The 20,261-nt window shown below is 40.3% G+C and carries 20 protein-coding genes and 3 pseudogenes; 10 read left to right on the top strand and 13 right to left on the bottom strand.

Features of this window, described 5'->3' with window-relative positions:
* Nucleotide 1 precedes the first annotated feature (1 nt).
* From ACYVUV_RS00565 to ACYVUV_RS00585, 5 genes are all read left to right on the top strand, one after another.
* Complete coding sequence (locus tag ACYVUV_RS00565) at nucleotides 2-1,162, top strand: hypothetical protein (RefSeq protein ID WP_439774962.1); 1,161 nt, start codon at nucleotides 2-4, stop codon at nucleotides 1,160-1,162.
* A 98-nt stretch (nucleotides 1,163-1,260) separates the two neighbouring features.
* Nucleotides 1,261-2,376 carry a UDP-galactopyranose mutase gene (gene glf / locus ACYVUV_RS00570; RefSeq protein WP_439774963.1) on the top strand — a complete coding sequence of 372 codons (1,116 nt, stop codon included), beginning with the start codon at nucleotides 1,261-1,263 and terminating at the stop codon, nucleotides 2,374-2,376.
* Nucleotide 2,377: 1 nt separating this feature from the next.
* Entirely contained in the window at nucleotides 2,378-3,520 is a 1,143-nt protein-coding gene (locus ACYVUV_RS00575) for a glycosyltransferase family 4 protein (protein ID WP_484498886.1), read from the top strand.
* A gap of 74 nt (nucleotides 3,521-3,594) precedes the next feature.
* A complete protein-coding gene (locus ACYVUV_RS00580; RefSeq protein ID WP_484498887.1) occupies nucleotides 3,595-5,052 on the top strand; it encodes a flippase in 1,458 nt (485 codons plus the stop codon).
* Nucleotides 5,053-5,075: 23 nt separating this feature from the next.
* The gene (locus tag ACYVUV_RS00585; protein ID WP_484498888.1) at nucleotides 5,076-5,381 is read left to right on the top strand and encodes an acyltransferase family protein; all 306 of its coding nucleotides are present in this window, start codon (nucleotides 5,076-5,078) and stop codon (nucleotides 5,379-5,381) included.
* A 61-nt stretch (nucleotides 5,382-5,442) separates the two neighbouring features.
* Here the strand turns inward: ACYVUV_RS00585 and ACYVUV_RS00590 are convergent, their stop codons facing one another.
* From ACYVUV_RS00590 to ACYVUV_RS00650, 13 genes and pseudogenes are all read right to left on the bottom strand, one after another.
* On the bottom strand, nucleotides 5,443-5,664 hold the full coding sequence (locus ACYVUV_RS00590) for a transposase domain-containing protein (RefSeq protein WP_484499361.1): 222 nt from the start codon (nucleotides 5,662-5,664) through the stop codon (nucleotides 5,443-5,445).
* A 12-nt stretch (nucleotides 5,665-5,676) separates the two neighbouring features.
* Nucleotides 5,677-6,528, bottom strand: a pseudogene (gene tnpC / locus ACYVUV_RS00595) (IS66 family transposase); the annotation flags it as partial.
* Nucleotides 6,512-6,787, bottom strand: coding sequence for an IS66 family transposase zinc-finger binding domain-containing protein (locus ACYVUV_RS00600; RefSeq protein ID WP_484498889.1), 276 nt, complete (start codon nucleotides 6,785-6,787; stop codon nucleotides 6,512-6,514). The pseudogene tnpC and the gene ACYVUV_RS00600, both read right to left, overlap by 17 nt.
* The gene (locus ACYVUV_RS00605; RefSeq protein ID WP_484498890.1) at nucleotides 6,744-6,977 is read right to left on the bottom strand and encodes a transposase domain-containing protein; all 234 of its coding nucleotides are present in this window, start codon (nucleotides 6,975-6,977) and stop codon (nucleotides 6,744-6,746) included. The genes ACYVUV_RS00600 and ACYVUV_RS00605 overlap by 44 nt, the downstream gene beginning before the upstream one ends.
* Nucleotides 6,978-7,032: 55 nt before the next feature.
* Nucleotides 7,033-7,380 carry an IS66 family insertion sequence element accessory protein TnpB gene (tnpB, locus tag ACYVUV_RS00610; protein ID WP_484498891.1) on the bottom strand — a complete coding sequence of 116 codons (348 nt, stop codon included), beginning with the start codon at nucleotides 7,378-7,380 and terminating at the stop codon, nucleotides 7,033-7,035.
* Nucleotides 7,373-7,555, bottom strand: a complete 183-nt coding sequence (locus ACYVUV_RS00615) for a hypothetical protein (RefSeq protein WP_484498892.1) — start codon at nucleotides 7,553-7,555, stop codon at nucleotides 7,373-7,375. The genes tnpB and ACYVUV_RS00615 overlap by 8 nt, the downstream gene beginning before the upstream one ends.
* A gap of 253 nt (nucleotides 7,556-7,808) precedes the next feature.
* Entirely contained in the window at nucleotides 7,809-9,659 is a 1,851-nt protein-coding gene (locus ACYVUV_RS00620; RefSeq protein WP_484498893.1) for an ATP-binding protein, read from the bottom strand.
* Nucleotides 9,652-10,308: pseudogene (locus ACYVUV_RS00625) on the bottom strand (SIR2 family protein); the annotation flags it as partial. The gene ACYVUV_RS00620 and the pseudogene ACYVUV_RS00625, both read right to left, overlap by 8 nt.
* Before the next feature lie 36 nt (nucleotides 10,309-10,344).
* On the bottom strand, nucleotides 10,345-11,724 hold the full coding sequence (locus ACYVUV_RS00630) for an IS3 family transposase (RefSeq protein ID WP_484498894.1): 1,380 nt from the start codon (nucleotides 11,722-11,724) through the stop codon (nucleotides 10,345-10,347).
* Nucleotides 11,725-11,767: 43 nt separating this feature from the next.
* Nucleotides 11,768-12,109, bottom strand: coding sequence for a hypothetical protein (locus ACYVUV_RS00635; RefSeq protein ID WP_484498895.1), 342 nt, complete (start codon nucleotides 12,107-12,109; stop codon nucleotides 11,768-11,770).
* Nucleotides 12,110-12,129: 20 nt separating this feature from the next.
* A complete protein-coding gene (locus ACYVUV_RS00640) occupies nucleotides 12,130-12,912 on the bottom strand; it encodes a helix-turn-helix domain-containing protein (protein WP_484498896.1) in 783 nt (260 codons plus the stop codon).
* 281 nt (nucleotides 12,913-13,193) lie between these two features.
* Complete coding sequence (locus ACYVUV_RS00645) at nucleotides 13,194-13,634, bottom strand: MarR family winged helix-turn-helix transcriptional regulator (protein ID WP_484498897.1); 441 nt, start codon at nucleotides 13,632-13,634, stop codon at nucleotides 13,194-13,196.
* A gap of 171 nt (nucleotides 13,635-13,805) precedes the next feature.
* Nucleotides 13,806-14,405 carry a substrate-binding domain-containing protein gene (locus tag ACYVUV_RS00650; RefSeq protein WP_484498898.1) on the bottom strand — a complete coding sequence of 200 codons (600 nt, stop codon included), beginning with the start codon at nucleotides 14,403-14,405 and terminating at the stop codon, nucleotides 13,806-13,808.
* On the opposite strand from ACYVUV_RS00650, the pseudogene ACYVUV_RS00655 reads away from it, so the two are divergent.
* The 5 genes and pseudogenes from ACYVUV_RS00655 (at nucleotide 14,386) to ACYVUV_RS00675 (ending at nucleotide 20,191) form a co-directional block, all read left to right on the top strand.
* Nucleotides 14,386-15,363, top strand: a pseudogene (locus tag ACYVUV_RS00655) (FAD-binding protein). The gene ACYVUV_RS00650 and the pseudogene ACYVUV_RS00655 sit on opposite strands and share 20 nt — an antisense overlap.
* Nucleotides 15,364-15,822: 459 nt before the next feature.
* Nucleotides 15,823-16,362, top strand: coding sequence for a TetR/AcrR family transcriptional regulator C-terminal domain-containing protein (locus ACYVUV_RS00660; RefSeq protein WP_484498899.1), 540 nt, complete (start codon nucleotides 15,823-15,825; stop codon nucleotides 16,360-16,362).
* 823 nt (nucleotides 16,363-17,185) lie between these two features.
* Nucleotides 17,186-18,151 (top strand): Rpn family recombination-promoting nuclease/putative transposase, encoded by a 966-nt coding sequence (locus ACYVUV_RS00665; RefSeq protein ID WP_484498900.1) that lies wholly within the window; start codon nucleotides 17,186-17,188, stop codon nucleotides 18,149-18,151.
* Nucleotides 18,152-18,488: 337 nt separating this feature from the next.
* Entirely contained in the window at nucleotides 18,489-19,316 is an 828-nt protein-coding gene (locus ACYVUV_RS00670; protein WP_439775959.1) for a sunset domain-containing protein, read from the top strand.
* Nucleotides 19,316-20,191: a DNA/RNA non-specific endonuclease gene (locus ACYVUV_RS00675; RefSeq protein WP_439775956.1), complete on the top strand. Its 876-nt coding sequence runs from the start codon at nucleotides 19,316-19,318 to the stop codon at nucleotides 20,189-20,191. The genes ACYVUV_RS00670 and ACYVUV_RS00675 overlap by 1 nt, the downstream gene beginning before the upstream one ends.
* Nucleotides 20,192-20,261: the final 70 nt, after the last annotated feature.

The raw sequence follows: 20,261 nt of genomic DNA on the forward strand, positions 1-20,261 counted from the left end.
AATGGAAGCAGCTGTAGCTCCGAGAGTGAAAACAATAAAATCAATAGATATATACATGATATGTGTTTTTCTATACGCAATTGTTCAATCTGAAATTTCAATTCAATATCCGACGGTGAAAACGATAATAATGACTACTTTATTTTCACTATCTTTTTTGGCAGTACTTATGGAAGTACTTAAAAAGGTAAAAATAAAGAAAGTAGCAATATCAATATGGATTGGAATGTTTTTGATTATATCGTATTTAGTCCTTAAAGATGGATGGGATAACGGTTTCTATTTAATGATTCCGTTTAGCTTTGTTACACATAGATATAATCAGAAAGAAATCTTGAGAAGGTATTGTTTATCTATGTTTTGTGCGATTTTTCTAATAATTTTTCTTTGTAAGATAGGAATATTGCAGAACATAGTTTATCATAATATTTTAACTGGAGAAACAAGGGAATATTTAGGATTCAATTGGACAACGTTTGGACCAAATATGCTTTTTGGTGCAATTATGGCTTTTATAGTTATTAAAGATAAAAACATAAAAGCGTGGGAATTATTGACTCTTTTTGCAATAAATTATTGGTTTAATTTGAAAACTAATACTACAGCTGTTTATCTAACCGTAAACTTGGCGTTGATATTAGATCTTATCGGTAAAAGTAACACAGTAAGATCAATAATTTTAAAGAATAGGGTGGTACAGAAACTTGCTACTCATATTTTTTCAATAGTATGTGCTTTTACTATTATTTTTCAATTATTTTATAACTCTCATCCAAATTTGAGCATAATGAAAGAAGCAAACTTGGCCTTAAATTACAGACTCGGCCTAAATGCGTTAGCGTTTAGCAACTATAGAATAACCATATTCGGACAAAAAATAGTATTTAATCAAACTGGTCGCAATTATTTTTATCTTGACTCATCATATATATATATTCTTTTTACTGGTGGCATAATTGCATTGGTAAGTATATGTTGGCTCTTAAATAAAGTTAGTAAGCAAGCAATAACAAGCGAAAATTACTTTTTGCTTATTGCATTATTTGTATTAGCTCTGCATAGTGTGACAGATCCGCAATTAGTAGATATTAGAAATAATCCTTTTATCATGTTAATCGTTCCAAGTATTATTTCGCTTAGGAATACTCTTAATGTTAGTTAAGAGTATTCAAGCTAATATTTTTAGCAGAAATTCTATTTGTAAATAAGTGGTTATTGTAAAGAAATTTAGAATTTTAAAAAAACGTTAGGAGTGCAAAAATGCCAAATTATTTAGTAGTTGGTGCAGGTCTTTTTGGTGCAGTTTTTGCCCATGAAGCAGCTATTCGCGGGAATCAGGTTAAAGTTATTGACAAACGTGACCACATTGGTGGGAACGCCTATACTAAGGAAGTAGATGGCATCCAAGTCCACCAGTATGGTGCTCATATTTTCCATACCTCTAACAAAGAAGTATGGGACTATGTACAAAAATTTGCTGATTTTAACCGCTACACTAATTCTCCTGTTGCAAATTATAAAGGGAAGATATACAACTTACCATTTAATATGAATACCTTTACAGAAATGTGGGGTATTCGAACCCCACAAGAAGCAATGGAAAAAATAAATGAGCAGCGCGCAGAAATGTTTGGTAAGGAACCTCAGAATCTTGAAGAACAAGCTATTTCATTGATCGGTCGTGATATCTACGAAAGGTTGATTAAAGGTTACACTGAAAAGCAATGGGGACGAAAAGCGACAGAATTACCTCCGTTCATTATTAAGCGTGTTCCGGTGCGCTTAATTTATGATAATAATTATTTTAGTGATGACTATCAGGGAATTCCCAAAGGTGGTTATACAAAGATGATTGAAAATATGATGAAGGATAATAATATCAAAGTTGAAACAGGTAAGAACTTCTTTAAAAACAAAAGCGAATACTTGAAGAGCTTTGACAGGATTGTTTACACTGGTCCCATCGATGAATTCTTTGATTATAAGTTAGGGGAACTCGAATATCGATCACTGCGTTTTGAAACTGAGGAGGTTAACGTTGGTAACTATCAAGGAAACGCGGTAATCAATTATACTGATGCTGAAACGCCATATACGCGTTTGATTGAGCACAAGCATTTTGAGTTTGGCAAGGGTGATCCTAACAGATCAATTATTACTCGTGAGTATCCAGCTAAATGGAAGCGTGGCGATGAGCCGTACTATCCAATCAATGATGAGAAGAATAATAACTTGTACACTAAATATAAAGAATTAGCTGCTAATGAAAATGCTAAGGTGATTTTCGGTGGTCGTCTTGGTCAATATAAGTATTACAATATGGATCAAGTTATTGCTAGTGCTTTGCAAGCAGTTAGCGAAGAATTCGGAGAGTAAGATGAAAGTAGCTTTTTTTGCTTCTGATAATTCTCAGAGGTCAGGTGCTTTTAAATGCTTGGTAACAATGGTTAAGCTGTTGAGGGACGACTACGGTGTAATACCAAAGGTTATTGTTCCAAGGCATGGAGACGGGGAACAACTTTTGGACCAAGAGAAAATTGATTACGTATGTATACATTCTCATGATTGGATTACACCAATCAATCTGTATAATTTACCCAAAGAAAGGGCTAAATGGATTGCGGAAAAGGCTACAAATTTAGAAGCTATTTTCAAAATTAAAAAGGTATTAAAGGAATTTGATCCCGACCTTGTACATATTAATACTTCTTGGGACTACGTGGGAGCTACTGCTGCCTGTGATTTACGTATTCCAATAGTGTGGCATATTAGGGAATTTCTTGAAGAAGATCAATTTTGCAGATTCTGGGATAAGAAAAAAGCTTACAATCTTATTTCTAAGTCTGCGGGAATTATTGCCATTTCACAAGCAATTAAGGAAAAATATCAGCCGATTTTTGGTGATAAGATCGAAACTATTTATGATGGCCTTGATGATTCCATTTACTACAGTAATCATGAGCTGTTTAATGATACTACTCAGATTTTGACAGTTGGAGGTCTTTATCCAGGTAAAGGGCAAGCAAAAGTATTAAAAGCTTTAGGCAGTTTGAATAAAAAAGGGATAACGGATTTTAAATATAAACTTGTTGGTAAAGGTGGAGAACAAGCAACTCTTGAAAAGATCGCGCAAAAAGAAGGAATTTCAGATCGAGTTAAATTCTATGGCTTTTCTGAAAATCCGGAGCAATTTTATCAAAAGTCAGATATATTTGTTATGGCATCAGCATCCGAAGCCTTTGGTAGGGTTACAGTAGAGGCTATGATGAATGGGCTTCTGGTAATTGGGAAGAATTCAGCAGCTACTGCTGAAATTCTTAAGAATGGGGAGTGTGGACTCTTATTTGAAGATGAGCATGACTTGGCTAATAAATTAGAAAAGGTTATGGCTAACAAAGAACAGGCATGTTTTCTCGCCAAAAAAGGTCAAGATAATGCAATGCAAAACTATACAGCAAATCACAATGCAGATAAAATTTATGAACTATATCATAGTATTCTGAAAAAGAGAAAAAAATAGCTATACACTCAAAACGATATTCTTAGTTTTAATTGTAATTTCTAGTTAGCTAACTATTGTATAAGGAGATAAATTTGAAGAAATCTTTGGGACTTAATGCTGTATTAAGTGGCTTACAAAGTCTGCTTAATTTAATATTTCCCCTTATTACATTCCCATACGCTTCGAGGGTACTGAGTGTGTCAGGGATGGGGAAATATAATTTTGCTGGATCAATTAACGGTTATTTTCTTTTGATAGCAGCTTTAGGAATCAACACTTTTGCTATAAGAGAAGGTGCTAAGTTCAGAGACGATAGAGAAAAAATTAGTGCTTTTGCTAGTAAAGTTTTTACTATTAACTTGATATCGACTTTAATTGCTTATATTCTGTTAGGATTAACATTATTAGTAATTTCGAATTTAAAGAAATATATCATTGCAATTTTGATGTATAGCATCCAGATCTTTTGTACTACTATAGGTGTTAATTGGATATTTACTATTTTTGAAGAATATGCATACATCACGATTAGAAATATTATATTTAAGATCATCTCAGTCATTTTGCTTTTTGCATTTGTGCGGCATTCAGGAGATTATTTGAATTATGTAGCGATTACGGTGTTTGCTTCGGCAGGTTCATACATTCTAAATTATCTTTACGCTAAACGCTTTGTAGATTTAAAGTTGAACTTCAATTTCAACAGGAAAGAATACTTGCAACCTATCTTTATTATCTTTATTTCCACGGTTGCAGTACAAATATATGTAAATTCTGATACAACAATGCTTGGATTTATGCAAACAAATTACGTTGTAGGGATTTATGGCGTATCTGTAAAAATATATACTATAATTGCTAACCTTCTTTGGAGTGTTCTACTAGTTACAGTTCCACGTTTGGCAATGTTAATGGGGAAGAAACACTATCGTGAATACTTTGTACTTTTGCGAAGAGTAATAAATACGCTAATCTTGATTGTTTTTCCAATTATGGCTGGCCTTTTCATTTTCAGTAATGAGGCGGTGGTGATTGTAGGGGATCAAAAATATTTGAGGGCTACTAGTTCATTAAGAATACTGTGTTTAGCATTGATTTTTAAACTACTAGGTACGGTTTTCAATGATTGTGTTTTAATTCCGGCTAAAAGAGAAAATAAGCTACTCATTAGTTATGTAGCAGCAGCAGTTGTTAATATTTTACTTAATTTTATATTGATCCCCATTCTTGCGGAAAATGGTGCTGCATTAACCACGCTCTTAGCAGAATTTGTATCTATGGCTATGAACCTTTATTTTAGTAGAGATATTGTGGGAGATATTATTAAAGAAAAAGCATTTATACAAAACATTGTTTCAGTGATAGGTGCTGTTACCTTGATGTGCGTAGTTTGTCTAATAGGCAAGAATTTTATTGGAAATATGATTTTACGTTTGATCATAATAATCCCGATTGCAGCGGTAATTTATTGTATTGCATTGTTTGCTTTAAAGAATTCAACTTTCATTTCTCTGTTCAATGAAGTAAAAAGCAGACTTAAGTTAAGATAATAAGAAAGCAAAGGTTTACTATAGTGGCGAATAGACAGACAACGTATAAAGGTGTCGATGTTTTAAAGTTATTAGCAGCAATTGGTGTTGTAGGAATTCATGTTGATGCACATTATAGTCCATTAATTGGACGGCTTGCAGTACCTTGTTTTCTTTTGATTTCTGGAATCTTTTTCTTTAGGAAATATGATTTCTTGGATGAAGAATCAAAGACTCGCTATCTAAACTCATATCTTAAGCGTTTAGGAATGCTGTATCTTTCTTGGCAGATTCTGTATTTACCATTTGTAGTTAGCCCATTAATTAAATACATCGTAAGCGCCCAATAGTGCGGTATATTAAAATCCCATCCTAGCAATGCTAAGATGGGATTAATCAGTTTATGGGACTTTACTTACAGTAGAGCTGAACATTCTCAGCCCATGGTAAATAGGCTTCCAGACGCTGATTGTCTAATAATGACAGCTCATTGGGCAGCTTGTCTAGAAGATAGTTGATATATTTGAATTGATCCAAGCCATTTTGCTTAGCGGTTTCGAGTATGCTCATAATGATAGCTATGGACTTGGCGCCGGTACTGCTCTGTGAAAAGAGCCAGTTTTTGCGTCCCATGACGATCTCTTTGACTGCTCGTTCTGCTCTGTTGTTTGACAGTTCAAGGCGACCATCTTTTAGAACGTTCATGAACTTGTCCATGTGCTTCATGCAATACTGGAAGGCCGTCCCCAGATTGCCGAAAGGCAACACGGAGATTGATTTCTTAGAGCCCAGTCCGAAATCTTCTCAAGAAGAGGCTTTAATTCGTACTGACGCTTTTCGTATCTTTCTTCAGCCGAAAGGTCTCTCCAAGCGCGCTCAAGGCTAAACATTTGATTACAGTAGTGGATCCCTTGATTAGCCACTGAAGTCGCGTCGGATTCTATAGCCTTATCTTTAGGCAAGGAATCATGGAATTTCCGTCTTGCATGAGCCATACAACCTACAAGAGTCACATCTTGCTGGCTCAATCGCAAATAGCCAGGATGTTGATCACAATGAAGGTATCCGCTGAAGTCTGTGAGGAAATCCCATGCTACGGCTTCTTTTCGTGATACATGGTGATACAGGACAATCGGCCCTCTCTACTTGCTTGCCTGACAAGAACGTCCAGACATAGTCTTTAGCTCTTTCGCTGTCTAAGACTCGATATGGCGTCTCATCTGCGTGAATGACATCCAGCTTTAACAGCTCTTTTCTCAAGAGCTCGTACAGGCTGGAGAGGTAGTACTCGCAAACCTTGATGTGCCAATTCGAAACCGTCTTGTGATCAAGTGGAAGGCCCATACGCCGCAAGTCCTTCTCCTGTCGGTAGGCAGGAACCTTGAGAACATACTTCTGATAGATCGTATCAGCGATCAAAGAAGCTGAGCCAAGACTGTTGGTTAACGGAGCCTTGGGTACAGGTGCTTTGATAATCTTGTCAGCCGGTGGCCTCATCACTGCAGTGCTGGCACTTGTAAGAGTGTTGGATGTGATCGATTCTCTTAACCTGGGCTGGAATGTAGAGCAGCTCTTTTCTAGCACAGAAGCTGCCGATCTCTTTCAGCTCGTGCTGGCAGTCTGGACAGGTAAGGTCATCCAAACGACGATGAACCTCCTCGCCCGGCAGAGAATCTAAGATGTCTTGTTTTCTGCCGACTTGCTTGCGTCTCTTATAGGTAATAGTTTCGGTAACGCGAGGGCAAGTCCTCGTCATCTTGGGAGGCGTTGTCTTCTTCGAAAAGGCTCAGTTGATCTGGGTTGACAGCTCTCTTTTCGGAAAACTTGCCGTAAAGCTTATTAGTCAAATAAGTAACTTGTTCAGTAAGAAGGGCAACCTGCTTGAGCAGCTCTTCGTTATTTGCTTTGAGCGTTTCGATTAAAGCTGAAGTTTCTTTGTCAGTCATGGTCGTTGTCCCTCCTTGATTCATAATCATAAGAATACCAGAAAAGCTCGTGAAATCAATAGAATTCACGAGCTCTTGCGGTATTAATTTTAGGATCAATGGTAAAGCCCTGCATCAAGCGCATGACTTGCTCATCGGACAACTCTCGAACTTCGTCTTCATTGTTCGGCCATGCCAGCTTCCCGTTCTCAAAGCGTTTATAGAGCAGCCAGAATCCCTGGCCGTCCCAATATAGTGCCTTGAAGCGATCTCTTCGGCTGCCGCAGAAGAGAAAGACGCATCCAGAGAAGGGATCGAGATTGAAGCTCTTCTTAACTATGTAAGCGAGCGAATCAATTCCCCGGCGCATGTCGGTCTTACCGCAAACAATGAACACTCGACCTAATTCAGTCAGATTAATCATGGCTCAAGACCCTGTCTACGACTTCGAGCATAAGCTCGTTAGTGGCATCACTGTAAAATGACAGCTCAACTCCATTGGACTTCAAATTGAGAACGAGCCAGTTCTTTGGAAGCTTATTCCTAGGTCTGAGTTTGCCCTTCGGCAGCTCGAGCGGTACGATTGGATGTTCAGTCATAATATCGTGTTCCTCGGTATTCAATTGTTAAGAACAGTATATGACTATTGACCGTCGGGTAATAGATACCGCGCTATTGGGTGCTTACGTTTCTTTGTGTCTATTTCTAAACTAAAACACTGTTTAACTTTGCAATTAACGAGAAAACAGGGATGCAACCCTGTTGAGGATTGTATCCCCGTTCTGATATGTATGGACTTTTTTCTATAATTTTAACCATGTTTCCTGTCCACCATGGGAGAAACTCTTAGCTTTATTCGTACAATTCACGACTATCTTTCTCCCATAGATCAGTCAAGACTACATCATCACTCTTAGGACGGATCATCTTTTCTTTGTCAACTTTGACCAGGGCTGGTACCTTCATTGCATTTCCCGTAATAATGGCCTCACCTTGGCCTAAACTGGAAATTTGACTATAGCTACTCTTGTCTAAAGTTGGCATCGTATTGGCTAACATTTTTAAGTCATTGTCATTGACGAGCCGATGGACAAAGAAATTGTGTATTTGAGAAATAATTGTGGGAGAAATATCTGCTGGTCGTTGGCTTGCAAGAGTGAGAAAGAAGCCGAATTTGCGACCTTCCTTGATGATTTCTTCAAAGACAGATAAGCGATAGTCTTTCCAAGAGTCGCCATCATGTCGATTCTCTGCGTTAAGAATATTATGGGCTTCATCGATGATCAAATGTACTGTTTGAGTAATTTCCTCTTCTGAAGATACTTTATGCTTTTGTTCATCATAAACCATTTTAGAGACTAGCATCGGAATTAATCGTTTAATGTCTTGATTTGCATGAACCAGTGAAATTATGTTAACGGGACCAAAGCTCGATAAATCAGAAGTAAGTTCAATAACATTTTTGAGATTGGTTAATGTTGTTTCTATTCGCTTAAAAAGTGGGTTTATATACTCTGGTTTGAATGAATTCCACGCTGTAGAGTAAATTCTCTGAAAATCCATAAACATCATGAACTTAGTAAATTCATCGCTGTTGCTATAAACCGTCTTTAAACTTATTTCAGTTCTTTTAATTTTGGTAGCATCAGTATTAACAAAAGTTCCTTGATTGATGATTGTCTCACCATTAATGATAACCGTTAATTGCTGAAACTCTCGTTTCATCCCATTTTTGATTAAGTCAAAAAAAGTGGTATCCACATTATACTTTTCAGCTACTTTAAACCATGCATCCAGATTTTCAAAGCCAACAATTTTAAAGTCTTTTATTAGTTTGCTTAGTAATCCAATTTCTAATTGTGCAAATTTGTCTGCTGTTTCTATATCCAAAAAACTTTTGACTGCGGAGCGTAAAAATGGTACTTGAGTAGCAAGACGAGCGCTGAACAAAATACTTAAAATATCTGGATCAAAGAAATATTTACGCACAACCGGAATCTTATCTCCTGTACCTTCTTGACGGGTATTAACATCAAATCTTCTGATTTCTTCATTACCCAGTCCAAACTGTCTTGGTTGCATGTACTCGCCATTAAAGTCGATGATATAGAATGATGAGTGAGCAAAAATATTGTATCTGTTTCTTAATTTAAACAATTCCATATATAGTTTATGAAGAGTATTAGATTTGCCGCTACCGGTATTGCCAAAAATACCGATGTGAGAACCAAAGAACTTATTTACTGACAAATCAATTTTCTGTCCTTCTCTCACGGATTTGCCAATCGAAATTGTTACCTCATCCTCTGCCACGTCATAAATAGAATCCAAGTCAGTACGACTGGTTACTGTAACTTCATTACCAACCATTGGAACATATTCACTGGTCAACATGAACTTCCCATGGTCAATAATTCCTTGAGTCTTTAAAGAGATAATTCTATTAATCGAATCTTTACTATAGCGATTGTCGAACTGAGTACTCTTAACTGTGTTTTGTTGATCCATAACTTTTTCGGAGATGACAGTTGCTACAATCTTGATGTCATTTTGATGAATGGTCATAAAGGCACCAACTTTAGGCCCGATTAAGATATCGCCTTTCCACAAAAAGGTGACATCATTGGCAAAGTTGTACATCCCTACTTGTGATATATCACCATCAACGCTGACAATTACGCCCAAAGAATCCATGTCATCCATTGGATATATTCCCCCGTAGTATTTTAGTTACAGTAGGTAAATCTAAACCATTTAGATAATCTGACAAATCTTTTGGTGTAATAAACCAAAGGTTGTTTGGAACTTCCTCTGAGGTCATTTTAAGATTACTCAAGATCTTCGACTTATCTGAGTCACTATATCCGAAACAGATTACAATCAACCGATTATTATTAAGAGCCCTGTTTAACATAGTTGCAATATGTTGGTCTTGAAAAGAAAATCCAATGACGAATAATACAGATTCAGGTTTATCAAGCTCTAACTGAAAAACGCGTAGCATGTCATGAAAATGATTGCTTAGAAAAGTTTCAGCGTTCTCGTATCCAGTTGGTTTAACAATCATCGGATCTTCTACAATATGGTTCCTGATAAGAACCTTTTCACCACTTTTTTTCCAATTAACAGATCCGTGAGGTTTTATCAAAGTAATTGTAGGCAGGTCATCTCTATGATTGTCGTTTAAGCCTCGATAAGATACGGTCATATTGAAGTTGGCACTGTCTAAATATCTGTTAAAGTAGCCTTTTGCTCCATCGTTAAAAATCACAGCCCGTTTTTGCATTAAAACATCAGCTGCTTTTTCTAAAAATAGATCGTAATTCGTAGTAAAAATATTGGCAGTACGAGGAACTGATGTGACCCCCAAAATTGGGACAATTTAGTATTACGCCGTTAAGGTTGTTAAAACATGATTCCGATATTCAATCGGGGTCATGTTTTTTCGTCCTGTCTTGATTCTTACGTTGTTGTAGTAATCGATGTATTTGTGAATAGCTTGTTCAAGCTCATTTAAGTCCTTGTATTTATGTTCTTGGCCGTAGAACATCTCCCGCTTAAGAATGCCGAAGAAGCCCTCCATTAAGCCGTCATCAAGAGAATTACCCAACCTGGACATGCTCTGATCGATCCCTCTGTTAGCCAGAGCCGCTTGATATGCTTGGTGCTGATATTGCCAGCCACGGTCTGAGTGGAAAATAAGCCCGTTAAGAGCCGGGTGCTTCTCAAATGCGTCATCTAGCATAGTCATCACTTGCTTAAGGTCTGGGTGCCTAGAAATGTTGTAGGAGATGATTTCTTGGGTACAACCATCGATAATTGGAGAAAGGTAGAGCTTTTGATCTTTAAGATGGAATTCAGTCACGTCGGTAAACCAATGTCTGTCCGGAATAATTGCGTAAAAATTGCGCTTGATTAAGTCTGGCTTGATCTTGCCTTGAACGCCGTAATAGCTGCTGTATTTACGTTTCTTGCGGATTGCGATGGCGAATAAGCCCATCTTTTGCATGAGCCTCTGCACCTTCTTATGGTTGATCTCATAGCCTTCCCGGCGAAGCTGTCCGTAAATTCGCCGGTACCCATAGCGTCGGCTGTGTTCAAGAAAGATCTCTTTGATTCTATCCATCAGCTTCTGGTTACCAGAATCCTTATCAGGCTTATGGATTTGGTAGTAGTAGTTACTTCTTGAGATATGAGGCAATCCAGGGTTGGCATTGATAACGTCGATAATGTACTTAACGCTAAGCCGCAATTCTTGCCTTAATTCAGTGATTGCACGAGCTAATTCTTCTTTTCTTGGCTCTTCCGTTCTTGAATTAAGGCCTCCAATTTTTTTATGTATGCAAGCTCGACTGTAAGCCTCTTTACCTGCTCTTCCAGCTCTTTGATCCGTTGTTTGTCCTTGCTTTTGGGCATTCTTGGGTGGTCTACCTTTCTTCTTGGTAATGACAGTATACCCGTTTTCTTTGAAAGAGCGAAGCCAATTTGCAAGAATTCCTGTATTTGTAAGCCCTAAGTCTAAGGAAACCTGCCTAAGAGCTTCACCACCTAGCAGAACTCTATCAATGGCAGCAAGCTTGAAATCAGCAGTATATTTCTGTTGTGGGCGATCCAAAATGTCTTCGCCATGCTTTTGGATCAAGTCTACCAAATATTGGATTCCTCCGCGCTCCATCCCATATTTTCGGCTGAGGTAGGTGCCTCTTCTATGATCGTCTACCCATTCGTGGTAAATAGCGAGTTTGATTTCTTTAGTGTATTTAGTCATGAAAATAACCCCCGAAATTAGTGTCCTAATTTCGGGGGTCATATCAAACTTGACGAGCGTTTGAGTTTTTTAGTATGTCAATGACTATGCTAAGAAAGCCTTTATAATTATCTAGAGTTTGCTTTGTGGTAGGAGACTCATCATCCTCTTCCTCAAGCAAAGTTTTACTGATTTTTTTAACTTCATCTAAGAGAAGGTCATTTCTGATCTTTTCATCCTTATCGCTAAACGGAAAGACATTTTTAGGGTTAAAACGCTCGTCACTCATCAAAGGAATTCCAGGAAGAGATGCTCCGGAACCTATTAAGAAGTTTAACCGCTTGGTTAACGCAAGTTCTCTTAATTTACTTGCCTTTTCGTTTACTGATTTGTATATTTCTTCCAAAAGGATGGCCTCCATTGTCATTATAAAGGGAGTTCGGTCGAAGTATCGTCGATACTATTTTCAAGGTATGAATCAAGAGCAGCTTTTAAATTTTGCTTGATTTTGGGATGCTTAGAGCTTTCAACTACTAAAGTGTAAAGATGATCCACAAGAGGAGAAATGGTTTCAGTTCCATTATTGCTACACAGTTCTTGTTGTTCTGCATCGTTTGATATCCAGAGTTCTTTTGCGTACGCGTTTGGATCTCCGACTCGATGTGCGAGTTTGCAGATGCTCATGAGATAAAGGGTTGTATCATTATTTAATTGCAAATAGAAGCAGTCATCTGCAATACAAGTTTGATTGCCGAAAGTTCTAGACTCAAAAACAGGTCTTGTAACTTCTTCAGGATATTCTACTTCGGTGGGAACCATAAATGTTTTTATCGAGAACAAAGGGTGACCAGTATTTCCATTTTCATCTGGCTGAATATAGTTTAAAGAGTCTGCAGTATCAACATTCCAGTCAAGTTTATCACTGGTTGTATCAGTTATTAATTTTTTAAGAAGATTCTTTAGGTACTGTTCTGTAGGTGTTAATGCTGACAGATCAGTTTTTAAAAGTGTGTCTACACTAATATTTAATTCATTGGCTACGTTAAGAACGAATTCAATACCTGGTTTGAAACTCCCATCTTTTATCCGGGAAATGTAGCCTGTGCTAACTCCAGCAGCAGCTTCAAGTTCCCCAATTTTTTTATTTTGTTGGGAAGCTAAGTAAGATATGTTGTTAAACATGACTTTTGAGTCAAACGAGTTAACCATTTTTAGATATTCCTTTCTAAGTTTGAATAGTGTTCTGTGCGTTAGCACTTTCGTAGAACAATCTGTTTTGTCACCACGATATTACTACTTGTTGGCGAATAGTTCAATGTCAAGTAGGCGATTTTCTTAAATTTCAAAAAACGCAAATTGATTGAAAAATTAGTAAAAAAGTGCACCAAAGGGATACAGTCTGAATACCTCCATCTCGTCAAAGGGGAAGTACAATACCTTTTAGCTCTATAACATACAAAAAAATCCCAGCACTTCGGTGCTGGAATTTTTTATTGCTTGTTTTGATAATCCTTCAGTCCATCGGTCAATTTGTTTGTCATCTTGATGAACTGATCCTTTTCTTCGTTGGTTAGGATGCTGTCACACCTTGCTTCCACTTCGGTATAGACTGCCATGCACCTGGGATAGAGCTTCTTGCCAGTTTCCGTGAGCAAAAGCCGGTAGCAGCGGCCGTCTTTTTCGCTTTTGACCTTGTCGATCAAACCTTTCTTCTGCATTGACTTGATCGAGACGGTCATGGTCGGGTTGGTGACGCCGAATTCCTTCTCCAGGTCGCGCTGGAAAACTTCGCCGTCATTGTTGGACAGGTAAATGATCACTAGGGCTTGAATGTTGCTGAGATTAAGCTGGCTGAGCTGACTTGAGAGCAGGGCGACCAGCAAGGGCAATGAAGTCGTGATCATGATCGGTTGGAATTCACCTAAAGCCATGAATTTAGAAGCATCCTCTGAAACCGTACTTCGTTACCAATATAACTGACATTTTTGAAATGGTTTAGCCGCTTTGCATTGGCAGCTGATGCCATCCTCTATAGACTTCGATATGGCAACAAAGGGATGCAGTCCAAGTGCGGATTGCATCCCTTTTTGTGTCTGAATTAATTATTTTGTGCTGTTTGCGGTACTGTTACGTTCGATTAAACGGGTATTATAGTCATTCTCATCTAGCATGTCCTTTTCGTTTTCTGCCAACATGTTTATGACAGCTCTGGCAGTATTGATTCCCAGGGTAGGGTAGTCAAAATCAATGCTGGTTAAATCCAGGGCATATTTGTTGGAAAAATCATAATTTCCAAAGCCAGCAATGCGAATGTCTGCTGGAAATGAAAGATCCAACTCTTTGATGATGTGCAATAAGCCTAAAATCAGGTAATCTGAGGCGCAAACAACCACGTCAGGCTTATATGAAATAATTTCCTCTTTATGCTGATAGACACTTTCCGGGTTGTAGCCGCATTCGATAACCTTGCTTTTGATAGATGCGGCGCCTTCCACAAAACCATTCAGTCTTTCAGTCCCGGCTGCTAAATCGTACAAAGGCATTGAGAGAAAAAGCGGTCTCTGTGGCTTTAGAGTTGAGATGTATTGCCCCATTAAGTATCCGCCTTTATAGTCGTCAATCTTTCGATAAGGAAAGACGGAATTTTTCTGTCCCAGAATCAAGACAGGTATCTTTAAATTCATGACTTCAACCAGCGCCATCAGTATCATCAAAGATGCTGGCGTGGTCAAGGGCGTCTATGCCAAGTCACCAGATGGGATCGTCAAGATCAATGCTAAGGCAACTCTGCTCTGCACTGGTGGGGTGGGCCATTCAGCTGAACTGATCGAAAAGCAAGGCTGGTCAACCAAGAACCTGCACTACTGCTCAATGCCTTCCAACACTGGTGACGGCTATAAGATGGCCATGGCTGCCGGGGCTAAGGACATGTTGGTTGAATCACCTGAATTCATGATGAACTATATTATGGCTTTGCCACACGAAGGCGTGCACTTGTATATCGATCCAATCAATGGCTTCATGAGCCTGCCGTCTGGTAGCCCGACGGTTTTTGTTGACTAAGATGGCCGTCGTTTCGTCAACGAAAATGCTAAAAAGTACAACCTGCTTTACCAAAGAATGGCCATGCAGTCAGTCAAGAATGCCTATGAGGTCTTCAATCAGGATATTTATGACCGGATTACTGCTGGCATCCCCGACGCGGACAAGATCCTGGCCCAAGCTGTTGAAACTAACGAAGGTGACTCCTTGTACAAGGAAGACAGCCTGGAAGACCTGGCCAAGCACTTCGACCTGCCAAAGGATGTCTTGACCAAGACCTTGAATGACTACAACAAGTTTGCCCGCCAAGGCAAGGACGAAGAATTTGCCAAAGACAGTGACAATTTGATTCCAATGGAAGAAGGGCCATACTACATTGCCCGGCTTGACCCATCCAACTTGATCGGCGTTGGCGGGATTGGTTCTAACCGGAAGTTTGAGGCTATTGATCCTGACTTTAACACGATCCCCGGCTTATACGTGGCTGGCATGGATTCAACCATGCAGTACCGCAATGTCTACACCATCACCTTGGGTGGTTCGGCCTGCGCTCACAATGTCAACTCCGGCCGTCACGCGGCCATGAACGCCAAGTACTACATCGCCAGCCTTGGATAGAATAAACGCTGTTATTTAATTGCCGCCCTCTTGAAACCTGCTCTCTTTAGTTTCAAGGGGGTGTTTGTCGCGCGCGGAAGTGGGCAAGGTGATGGGCACTGGGAAAGTGTCTGGAGATATAGGTCTCTTCTTAGCAAGGGGTGTTGCAATGCTTTTCATCCATCTGCGCCGTAATTTTTATCATTTTTGGACAAACACTTACAAATTGTCCGTTGATTTAATCCGCTTTCGGGCATATTATTGATGGTAGCCGCTAGTTGCTATTAACGATGGGCAATATATAATACAGGCTGGAGTAATTAAGGGTTCTCCTAAAACGCAAAATATGATATGTTCTATTCTGTCCGGCTTGGCGTGAGTACCGGACGGTCTGTTTGCACGTTGTAGCAGCTAGCGGTTATGGTTTAAAAATGAGACAACAGTTTTTGGCGACAATCAGCCTTAAGAAAGCGTGATCCGATGTCCGAAGATCTTAAGTCGCGCATTGCACTCGTGTTTAGGGCTGAAGTTGCTGAAACTGGCTTTAACCACGTCAGTGTAGTTCACTTGATGAAGAAGAGCGGTATTAGAAGGCAGACTTTTTACGATAACTTCCAAGATAAATACGATTTGCTCGGTTATACAATCCAGGCAATGATGGAAGCCGATGTCGAAAGCAACATCGACAGGCTGGATTCGGAGGAAATTATCGCACAAGTCTTCTATAGTGCTGAGCAGAATAGGGATTTTTACAAAAGTGTATATTCAAGTCAAAAAGAAATCGATGTAATTGGCGAGATTTCGCGGCATATCGCAGTGCTGCTACGAAAGATCATCACAGACGAAGGCATGACCGATAACCACAGGGCCAGCGACTTCGTGACGGTTTTCAGCATTGGCTTGACCTATACGATGATTGACAACCTTTTCAGCCATCACCCGCTCGACTACGATGTAATCGCTGACCGGGTTAATAGTGCCTTACATTTTACACTCTCTAATCACACTAGTGAGGAATAAATGTTCTTTCCGCGCCCCCTTGAAACGTGCTCTCTTTGTTTCAAGGGGGTTCTTTGTGTGCTATAATGTAGGTACTAAGATAATGAACCGGAGTTCACATCTGATGTGCAAAAAATGGTACCAGCTGATTACTTGTGCCGAACCGGTTGGGGCGCTTAATAGGCGCTCTTTTTTTATACCCAAAAGCCCCGCACCCAATTTAAGGATGCGGGGCTTTCTGCCTTTACTGCTTGTCTTGGTAATTCTGCAGATTGCTAGTCAGAAATGCGTCAAATTAACATCACTTTGGCATCACTTAGACATCTTTCTGCAGGTTTCAGCCGGTATTTGGACGTTTTCTGCAGGTTTTCTGCAGGTCAATGGCTAGAAACAGCGTCAAATCAACGTTTTTTCTGCAGGTTTTCTGCAGGTTGCTGGTCAGAAATGTGTCAAATTAGCATCACTTTGGCATCAAATCGGCATCTTTCTGCGGGTTTCTGCAGGTTTCAGCCGGTATTCGGACGTTTTCTGCAGGTTTTCTGCAGGTCAATGGCTAGAAACGGCGTCAAATCAACGTTTTTTCTGCAGGTATTCGGATGGTTTCTGCAGGTTTTCTGCAGGTTGCTGGTCAGAAATGCGGCAGATTAGCATCACTTTGGCATCACTTAGACATCTTTCTGCAGGTGTTTTTTCATGCCCCATCAATTACTAAATTCGAGCTGCTGAGCTCATCTCTGCTTTTAGCTAGAGTAAAGCAAATTTTTTGCTGAAATAAAAAATTTTTGGCGTTTTTCTTGTATTAGTAAGTGGAGGGAAAAATTGCCCTCCTAGTTAAGGAGGAACCATGTCAAAAAGAAAATCACACCAGCCTCATGGCACTAATGACCTGGTCGAGAAAGTCTTGCTAGACAAGAATGAAGTGTTCGCTGACGTATTGAACGGCTTCATCTTTAATGGCCAGCAAGTCATCAAGCCCAAGATGCTGGCAAACACCAACACGCTTAGCTACTACAAGGCTAACGGGAAGATTCACAGCCAGGACCGGGACGTGGCCAAGTTGCTGACAATCGGCAAGAAGAAGGTTGTCATCTCGCTGGTCGGTATTGAGAACCAGACCCGGCCGGACAAGAACATGCCAGCGCGGGTGATGAACTATGATGCCGCGGCCTATCGCTACCAGCTCACTAAGAGCAAAAAGCTCTACCCCGTGCTCACGCTGGTGGTATACTACGGGAAAGAAGCTTGGAACTACAGCCGAAATTTGCTGGGGAGTGTCAATATGAAGAAGCTGCCCGAAGAAATGCGGCCACTGATCAGTGATTACAAGATCAAGGCTTTTTACCGGATCAGCGACTTAAGTGCACAAGAGCTGGATCAGCGCTTCAAGAGTGCCTTCTTCTGCCTGGCGGAATACTTTATCCAGACCAATGCCGGGGAAGAATACCACCCAAGCGCCAAGAAGCTCTCAGTAGAAGATATCATGCTTCTTTTGGACATGATGAATGCCCTGTCGGGCACGCATGCTTTTGACGAGTTAATCAAGGAATTGGAAAAAAGAGATAAGAACGAGGTGACCACCATGACTGAAGTAATGCCACAATTTATCCAGGTCAAGCTTGACCGGGCCAAGAAGGAAACGACTGAGGAAGTAACTAAAGAAGTAACTAAAGAAACGACTGAGAAGGTGACGCAAGACTACTTGCGCAACATTCTGAACACCACCAACTTAACTCCGGATGGGGCCATGGATCTCCTGGGCATCCCTGCAGCAGACCGGCCTATGTACAAGAACCTGCTCAAGAAAAAGTAAGTAGCAAAAAGCGGACAAGTTCGGCTTGCCCCGCTGTGCTATAATGTAGGTATTAGGATTATGAACCAGGTTCATCGGGGATTTCCCCTAATTGCATATCTTATTATTGAGTTTGCAAAAAATGGTACCAGCTGATTACTTGTACCGAACCGGTTGGGGCGCTTAATAGGCGCTCTTTTTTATGCACTTTTTTGAACCAACTACTCGTTCTCTCTATGAGGAAGTCTCTTTCCCTTTACACGCGTGCTATAATGTAAAGTCTGAGTGTCTAAGTGGGAGCTTCGGCACTTAGCTGTTTAATCGTGTGTTTTTTGAGGAGGAAGAGATGAGGATATTTATGGCCGTATTATGGCCTATATTGCTGGTAGCATCTGCTACTATGGCAACGATTAGCTATCGTAAGAAAAAATCTGGCAAAGCTGATAAAGATTACTATTCAGTTAGAGGGTGGGGCAGCTTTGCCTTTATGTCTCTGCTGGGCGTTATGATGAGCTATCTGCCGTTAGGAATTTCAAGTATAGGCGGATGCCTCTTTATTGCCGCTTTTGTTCTGATGTATTTGGCCTATAGTAAAAAAGAACACAAGTTAAAGGTAAAAAAGGCTACCGCCTGGCTCTTGCTGGCCCTTTCTTTTGTGACTGTCGGTGTTGGCAGCGTAGCCGCGGAAGAATACAGTCCGCGGACCAAAGTCGTGGTTAAGTATACTGGCGCTAAGGAATACCAACAAGCAAAAGAAAAGAATGCAGCGCTGATTTCTGCCAAAAAGGCCGCCTTACTGGCCTACGCGCCTCTGGCTAAGAAGGTTAAGAAGCTGGAAGCTCAGGAAAAGGCAGAAAAAGAAGCAGCCGCAAAGGCTAAGCGGGAGCAGGAAAAGCAAGCAGCTGAAGCTAAAAAGGAGGCTGAAGCCGCCCGTAAAGCCGCGGAAAAGCAGGCTGCTGCCGCATCTAGTGCTAGTGATTCAAACACTGATGACCCAACTGATACTTCAAGTGACCAGCGCGGTGATATGAACACGGCTGATTCTCAGAAAATCGTTGGTAATGTCAATTCCAAAATTTATCATGTCCCTGGCCAGGCCAGCTACCGGATGAATTCGTCAAACGCTGTCTACTTTAACAGTGAAGAAGAAGCGCAGAGAGCAGGTTACCGGAGGGCTAAGAGATAATGAAAAAGAAAAGAATGATTTTTGCTGCTGGCGCGGTTGTTCTGCTTTTTGCCGTGACTTCTACCAAGCCGGTTGATTCACAGAATTATCCAAAAATTACCGTTAAGACCAAGCGGGTCAATAAGTATAAAGATAAGATCGAAGATTACAAGTCTGATAATCTTATTTTAGAAGCTGAGACTGATCGTATTAAAGGTGAGACAGAGGAAGCTAAGGAAAAGCTGGCCAAAAAGCCGGGCAGTAAGACCAGCCAAACTACGTCCACGAAAGAAACTGCTTCTGCTAAGCCGAAGCAAACTGACCTGGCATCCCTGACTTATAGCGGGCAACTGTCTACTGAAGTAAATAACAACCAACCTGACTTTAGTCAAAGTGATCTGTCAACCAGCCGCGGTGCCTGGCAGATCTACGGCAATCTGGACAGCTTGAACCGGGCTACTACGGCCAATGCAATGCTGAATCAGTCCTTGATGCCGACTGCTAAAAGAGAACCCTTGCACTGGGATCCAACTGGCTGGCACAATAAGCGTATTTCCAGCGGCTGGCTCTATAACCGGAGTCACTTGATCGGCTACCAGTTGACTGGGCAGAATAACAACCCGAAGAACCTAATCACTGGTACGGAAGAAATGAACGTATCGGGGATGCTGCCATACGAAAATGAAGTAGCTGACTATTTGAAGGAATCTTCAAATAACTATGTCCGCTACCGGGTTAAGCCAATCTTTAAAGGCGATGAGCTTCTGGCCCGTGGCGTTCAAATGGAGGCCAAGTCTGTTGGCAGCAACGCGGTTTCCTTTAACGTCTATGTCTTCAATGTCCAGCCCGGCGTTGTTTTGAACTACAGTGATGGTACCAGCCGGGTACAGAATTAAATAGCATTAAAAAGTTCTCTGCAACTGTTAGACTTCACTTCTAACGGAGCAGAGAACTTTTATCTTTTAT

The organism is Lactobacillus sp. WILCCON 0149 (genome assembly GCF_057197965.1).